We start from the raw sequence: 6,833 nt of genomic DNA, 5'->3' as shown, positions 1-6,833 counted from the left end.
CGATTACGGTGGGTCAGTCAATTTGATTTCGACTGACCCACCGTAATCGCGAGCAGGCTCGCTCCCACAGGGGGAATACCCATAACAACAATAAAAGCGTTATTCAGAGGCTGACTGTAATGGCCGCACCTGCCCCCGTTTTGTCCCACGACGCCATCATCCAGGACTCCTGGTCACGTTGCCGCGCGTTCGGGCTCGATCATCAGAGTGCCCCGGCATTCGACCAGCTACCGGCGGCGGACATCGCGCAGTTGCTGGAAAGCCAGCATTCATTGGTGCAGACCACCCATCAGGAAGTCCTGCCCTACTACGAAAACATCCTCAGCAACTCCAATTGCCTGATCATGCTCGCCGACAATCAGGGCCAGGTCCTGACCTCCTGGGGCACCCAGCGCTTCATCGAGCCGAGCCTGACCCGCGGCTTCAGCGCCGGCGCCAGCTGGATGGAGCGCTGCAGCGGCACCAATGCCATCGGCACCGCCCTGGCCTGTGAGCAGGCGGTGCACATCGAGCACGATGAACATTTCCTCAAGGCCAACCGCTTCATGACCGGTTCCGCTGCGCCGATTTTCGATGCCGAACGCAAGGTCATCGCGGTGCTGGACGTGTCCAGTGACAGTTACCTGCCGCCGTCCCACACCCTCGGCATGGTCAAGATGATGAGCCAGACCGTGGAGAACCGGCTGATCCTCAACCTGTTCCATGGCCAGCACTTTCAACTGACGTTCAATACCGGGTTGAACAATCTCGACAGCCAATGGGCGGGATTGTTGATTTTCGATGAGACCGGCCAGGTGCTCTCAGCCAATCGCCGCGCCGACAATCTGCTGGGCATCAGCCTGTCGCGGGTCAGTGTCGAGAGCCTGTTCAAGGTCTCATTGCTCGAACTGCTGAATCAGCCGGACGGCCTGCCCTTCTCCCTCCAGGCGTCCGGGCGCAACCGCTTCCAGTGCCTGTTGAAGCGGCCGAAACAGGCACCGATCCAGGCAAGAATGTTCGCCGAGCCCGCCGTGGCGGCACCCGCACCCGCCGCGATCAGCCTCAATACCCTGCACTTCGGCGACAGCCGTGTGGAAAAAGCTGTGCGCCAGGCCGAGCGCCTGCTGGAGAAAGACATCCCGCTGCTGATCCACGGCGAAACCGGGGTCGGCAAGGAAGTGTTCGTCAAAGCGCTGCATCAGGCCAGTTCTCGCAGCAAACAACCATTCATTGCCGTCAACTGTGCTGCGATCCCCGCCGAACTGGTGGAGTCCGAGCTGTTTGGCTACGAGAAAGGCGCATTTACGGGTGCCAATCAGAAAGGCAGCATCGGGCTGATTCGCAAGGCCGACAAAGGCACGCTGTTTCTCGATGAAATCGGTGACATGCCATTGCCAACCCAAGCCCGGCTATTAAGGGTGTTGCAGGAGCGCTGCGTGCAGCCGGTGGGCAGCAGCGAGCTGTTCCCGGTGGATATCCGCATTATCTCGGCGACCAACCGCTCGTTGCGCGAGCAGGTTCAGTTGGGACGGTTTCGCGAAGACCTGTATTACCGGATCGGCGGCTTGACCCTGGAATTGCCGCCGCTCAGGGAACGCAGCGACAAGCAGGCGCTGTTCAAACGCTTGTGGGAACAACACCGTGAACCGTCGCAGTGGGCCGGGCTGAGCCGTGAGGTGATGGAGTTGTTCGGCCGTCATCCGTGGCCGGGGAATTTACGCCAGGTCAGCAGCGTGATGCAGGTGGCGCTGGCCATGGCGGAAGAGCAACCGGTGCGGCCGGAGCATTTGCCGGATGATTTTTTTGTCGATCTGGAGATGGAACCGGTGGAGGTGGATGAGCCGTTGGCGGTTGATTTGAATGATGTGGAGGATTTGAATCGGCAGTTGCAGGCGGCTGGGGGGAATATCTCCCATCTGGCGCGGCGGCTGGGGGTTAGTCGCAATACCCTTTACAAGCGGTTGCGGCAGTCGGAATGATGGGGCATCCGCAGCGGCGGCGCCCGGTTTGAGACCATTCGCGGGCAAGCCTCGCTCCTACAGGGACCGCGCCGTTCGCCAACACCGTGAACGACGCGGTCCCTGTAGGAGCGAGGCTTGCCCGCGAAGACGTCAGCCCTGTCACCGCTGAATCAATCCCACCCCAAAAACAAAAACCCGCACAAGGCGGGTTTTGTTTGTAACGAACGCAGCAATCAGTCAGCCAGACGCCAGGTCGTACCACCCTTGCCATCTTCCAGCACCACACCCATCGCGGTCAGTTGATCGCGAATACGGTCGGATTCCGCCCAGTCCTTACCGGCGCGAGCCGCCAGACGCGCAGCAATCAGCGCATCAACCTCAGCCGCATCAACCCGCCCTTCGGCACCGGCCTGCAGGAAGTCATCGGCCTCAAGCTGCAGCACACCCAGCACGCTCGCCAGCTCTTTCAGACGCGCCGCCAGACCCGCCGCCGCATCAAGATCGCTCTCGCGCAGACGGTTGATCTCGCGAACCATCTCGAACAGCACCGCGCAGGCTTCCGGCGTGCCGAAGTCGTCGTTCATCACCTGAGTGAAGCGCTCGACAAAGGCTTCGCCGCCAGCTGGTGCCACGCTCGGCAGGCCTTTCAACGCATGGTAGAAACGCTCGAGTGCGCCTTTGGCGTCCTTGAGGTTGTCTTCCGAATAGTTGATCGCGCTGCGGTAGTGGCTCGACACCAGCAGGTAACGCACGACTTCCGGGTGGTACTTTTCCAGCACGTCGCGAATGGTGAAGAAGTTGTTCAAGGACTTGGACATCTTCTCGCCATTGATGCGAATCATGCCGCAATGCATCCACGCGTTGGCGTAGGTCTTGCCGGTGGCCGCTTCGCTCTGGGCGATTTCGTTTTCATGGTGCGGGAACTCAAGGTCGCTGCCGCCGCCATGAATGTCGAAGGTCTCGCCCAGGCAGCAGGTCGACATCACCGAGCACTCGATGTGCCAGCCCGGACGACCGTCGCCCCACGGCGATGGCCAGCTCGGTTCACCCGGCTTGGCGCCTTTCCACAGCACGAAGTCCAGCGGGTCCTGTTTGGACTCGTCGACTTCAATCCGCGCGCCGATACGCAGGTCTTCGATCTTCTTGCGCGACAGCTTGCCGTAGCCCATGAACTTGGCGACGCGGTAGTACACGTCGCCATTGCCCGGTGCGTAGGCGTAACCCTTGTCGATCAGGGTCTGGATCATGGTCTGCATGCCAGCGATGTGATCGGTGGCCCGCGGTTCCATGTCCGGTTTGAGGATGTTGAGGCGCGCCTCGTCCTCGTGCATCGCGGTGATCATGCGCTCGGTCAGCACGTCGAACGGCTCGCCGTTCTCCTTGGCCCGATTGATGATCTTGTCTTCAATGTCGGTGATATTGCGCACATACGTCAGGTTATAACCGCTGAACCGCAACCAGCGGGTCACCAGGTCAAACGCGACCATGCTGCGGCCGTGGCCAATGTGGCAGTAGTCGTACACGGTCATCCCGCAGACGTACATGCGCACATTGTTGCCATCCAGCGGTTTGAATACTTCTTTGCTCTTGGTGAGCGTGTTGTAGATCGAAAGCACGTTAGAGGTTCCTTGAATCACTGGCCCCACGAATCACGCAAGGTCACGGTACGGTTGAATACCGGAGCACCTGGTTTCGAGTCCTTGATATCCGCGCAGAAGTAACCTTCGCGCTCGAACTGGAAACGGTCTTCCGGCTGTGCATTGCCCAGGGAGGGTTCAGCACGACAACCAGTGAGTACTTGCAGCGAGTCAGGGTTGATGTTGTCCAGGAAACTGGCGCTGTCTTCGGCCTTTTCAGGGTTCGGCGAGCGGAACAGGCGATCGTACAGACGCACTTCGCACTCGACGCTGGCCGCGGCCGGCACCCAGTGAATCACGCCTTTGACCTTGCGGCCTTCAGGGTTCTTGCCCAGGGTTTCCGGATCGTACGAGCAACGCAGTTCGACGATGTTGCCGTCGGCGTCCTTGATCGCTTCGTCGGCACGGATCACATAGCTGCCACGCAGACGCACTTCGCCGTTCGGCTCCAGGCGCTTGTAGCCTTTTGGCGGCTCTTCCATGAAGTCATCGCGGTCGATGTAGATTTCACGGGCGAACGGCAGCTTGCGCACGCCGAGTTCTTCTTTCTGCGGGTGACGAGGCAGTTCGAGGTGATCGACCTTGTCTTCCGGGTAGTTGGTGATCACGACTTTCAACGGACGAAGCACGCACATGGCGCGCGGGGCGTTCGCGTCGAGGTCCTGACGGATGCTGAACTCAAGCATGCCGAAGTCAACCACGCCGTCGGAACGGTTGGTGCCGATCATGTCGCAGAAATTGCGGATCGACGCAGGGGTGTAGCCACGACGGCGGAAGCCGGACAGCGTGGACATGCGCGGATCGTCCCAGCCATTGACGTGCTTCTCATCGACCAACTGCTTGAGCTTGCGCTTGCTGGTGATGGTGTAGTTCAGGTTCAGGCGGCTGAACTCGTACTGGCGCGGGTTCGCCGGCACCGGCAGGTTCTCGAGGAACCACTCGTACAGCGGACGGTGGCTTTCGAACTCCAGGGTGCAGATCGAGTGGGTGATGCCTTCGATGGCGTCCGACTGACCGTGGGTGAAGTCGTAGTTCGGGTAGATGCACCACTTGTCACCGGTCTGGTGGTGATGCGCATGACGGATGCGATACATGATCGGATCGCGCAGGTTCATGTTCGGCGAAGCCATGTCGATCTTGGCCCGCAGCACACGTGCGCCGTCCGGGAACTCGCCGGCGCGCATGCGGGCGAACCAGTCGAGGTTTTCTTCGACGCTGCGATCACGGAACGGGCTGTTACGGCCCGGCTCGGTCAGAGTGCCACGGTATTCCTTGGCTTGTTCAGGGCTCAGGTCGTCAACATAGGCCTTGCCGGCCTTGATCAGTTCAACGGCCCAGTCGTGCAACTGGTCGAAATACTGCGAGGCATAGCGCACTTCGCCGGACCATTCGAAACCCAGCCATTTGACGTCGCTTTCGATGGCGTCGATGTATTCCTGGTCTTCCTTGGCCGGGTTGGTGTCGTCGAAACGCAGGTGGGTGACACCGCCAAACTCCTGGGCCAGACCGAAGTTCACACAGATCGACTTGGCGTGACCGATGTGCAGGTAGCCGTTGGGCTCAGGCGGGAAACGGGTGACGATCTGCGTGTGCTTACCCGAGTCCAGGTCCGCCTGGATGATCGGGCGCAGGAAATTGACCGGCACGGCAGGGCCGGTCTTGGAATTCGAGGTAGGGTCGACAGTGGGCTTGCTCATAGGATCCTTGAACGTACAAGTGCGCGGCCGGAACACGGGCCTGATAAAACAAAGCCGCTATCATAGCCGAAGCCGTCAAGTCGCTGACAGTACAGGCCCGAAAACGGCTGCATTTAATCGGATGCAAATGAAAAACAGCCTCGAAATTGGCGTCTGTCGCGCTAAACTGCGCACCTTGGCCGACATCGGCCGGACCGGTTGAGGGCTCGACAGCCCTGAAACCCACGAATTCCCAGAAAGAGTACCGATCATGACCCAAGTCAAACTGACCACCAACCACGGCGACATCGTCCTGGAACTGAACGCTGAGAAAGCCCCGATCACCGTGGCCAACTTCATCGAGTACGTTAAAGCCGGTCACTACGAAAACACTGTTTTCCACCGCGTCATCGGTAACTTCATGATCCAGGGCGGCGGTTTCGAGCCAGGCATGAAAGAAAAGAAAGACAAGCGCCCAAGCATCCAGAACGAAGCCGACAACGGTCTTTCCAACGACAAGTACACCGTCGCCATGGCCCGCACCATGGAGCCGCATTCGGCTTCCGCCCAGTTCTTCATCAACGTCGCTGACAACAGCTTCCTGAACCACAGCGGCAAGAACGTTCAGGGCTGGGGCTACGCAGTGTTCGGCAAAGTGACCGCCGGTACCGACGTTGTCGACAAGATCAAAGGCGTGTCCACCACCTCCAAGGCCGGCCACCAGGACGTACCAGCAGACGACGTGATCATCGAGAAAGCCGAGATCATTGAGTGATATTGCTGATTTCAGACTTGCATCTGGAAGAGGAGCGCCCGGACATCACCCGGGCGTTTCTGGATTTGCTCGCCGGACGCGCCCGCTCGGCGAGTGCGTTGTACATCCTCGGCGACTTTTTCGAAGCGTGGATTGGCGACGATGCCATGACGCCCTTCCAGCGTTCCATCTGCCAGGCCCTGCGCGACCTCAGCGACAGCGGCACGGCGATTTTTCTGATGCACGGCAATCGTGACTTCATGCTCGGCCAGGCCTTTTGCAAACAGGCCGGTTGTACGTTGTTGAAGGATCCGAGTGTCGTGCAGTTCAACGGCGAGCCGGTGCTCTTGATGCACGGCGATAGCCTCTGCACCCGCGACGAGGCTTACATGAAGCTGCGTCGTTACCTGCGCAACCCGATCACCCTGTTCATCCTGCGCCACTTGCCGTTGCGCACCCGCCATAAACTGGCGCGCAAACTGCGCAGCGAAAGCCGTGCGCAGACGCGGATGAAGGCCAATGACATTGTCGATGTCACGCCGGACGAAGTGCCACAGGTGATGCAGGCTTATGGCGTGAAAACCCTGATCCACGGGCACACCCATCGCCCGGCCATCCACAAGTTGCAGATTGGCGATCAAGCGGCCAAGCGCATTGTGCTGGGGGATTGGGATCGCCAAGGCTGGGCGTTGCAGGTGGATGAGAGCGGGTTTGCGTTGGCGCCGTTTGATTTCCCGCCGACACCTGGACTTGCAATACAACACCTGTAGGAGCGAGGCTTGCCCGCGAAGGCGTCGTGTCAGTCAACATCAATGCTGAATGATAT

Annotated in this window: 5 protein-coding genes; 3 read left to right on the top strand and 2 right to left on the bottom strand. The window is 59.7% G+C overall.

What is annotated here, in order from left to right:
* Positions 1-119: 119 nt before the first annotated feature.
* Positions 120-1,958, top strand: a complete 1,839-nt coding sequence (locus tag KGB27_RS30525; protein ID WP_223557338.1) for a sigma-54-dependent Fis family transcriptional regulator — start codon at positions 120-122, stop codon at positions 1,956-1,958.
* Positions 1,959-2,173: 215 nt separating this feature from the next.
* On the opposite strand, the gene cysS is transcribed toward KGB27_RS30525, so the two are convergent.
* Positions 2,174-3,556 (bottom strand): cysteine--tRNA ligase, encoded by a 1,383-nt coding sequence (cysS, locus tag KGB27_RS30520; RefSeq protein WP_046047477.1) that lies wholly within the window; start codon positions 3,554-3,556, stop codon positions 2,174-2,176.
* Between the two features lie 17 nt (positions 3,557-3,573).
* A complete protein-coding gene (locus KGB27_RS30515) occupies positions 3,574-5,274 on the bottom strand; it encodes a glutamine--tRNA ligase/YqeY domain fusion protein (protein ID WP_008032773.1) in 1,701 nt (566 codons plus the stop codon).
* A gap of 250 nt (positions 5,275-5,524) precedes the next feature.
* Between KGB27_RS30515 and KGB27_RS30510 the strand changes: the two genes are divergently transcribed.
* Positions 5,525-6,028 carry a peptidylprolyl isomerase gene (locus tag KGB27_RS30510; protein WP_008032775.1) on the top strand — a complete coding sequence of 168 codons (504 nt, stop codon included), beginning with the start codon at positions 5,525-5,527 and terminating at the stop codon, positions 6,026-6,028.
* Positions 6,025-6,777 carry a UDP-2,3-diacylglucosamine diphosphatase gene (lpxH, locus tag KGB27_RS30505; RefSeq protein WP_223557337.1) on the top strand — a complete coding sequence of 251 codons (753 nt, stop codon included), beginning with the start codon at positions 6,025-6,027 and terminating at the stop codon, positions 6,775-6,777. Before KGB27_RS30510 ends, lpxH begins: the two co-directional genes overlap by 4 nt.
* Positions 6,778-6,833 lie beyond the last annotated feature (56 nt).

Source organism: Pseudomonas sp. BF-R-01 (assembly GCF_019946615.1).
Lineage (GTDB): Bacteria > Pseudomonadota > Gammaproteobacteria > Pseudomonadales > Pseudomonadaceae > Aquipseudomonas > Aquipseudomonas migulae.
Note: the sequence above shows the minus strand (reverse complement) of the source record. Positions and strands in the feature narration are given on the sequence as shown.

Bases quoted from the DNA above. Each gene is read 5' to 3' on its own strand.
- KGB27_RS30525 (WP_223557338.1), top strand. From the start codon at position 120: ATGGCCGCACCTGCCCCCGTTTTGTCCCACGACGCCATCATCCAGGAC.
- KGB27_RS30515 (WP_008032773.1), bottom strand. From the start codon at position 5,274: ATGAGCAAGCCCACTGTCGACCCTACCTCGAATTCCAAGACCGGCCCT.
- KGB27_RS30510 (WP_008032775.1), top strand. From the start codon at position 5,525: ATGACCCAAGTCAAACTGACCACCAACCACGGCGACATCGTCCTGGAA.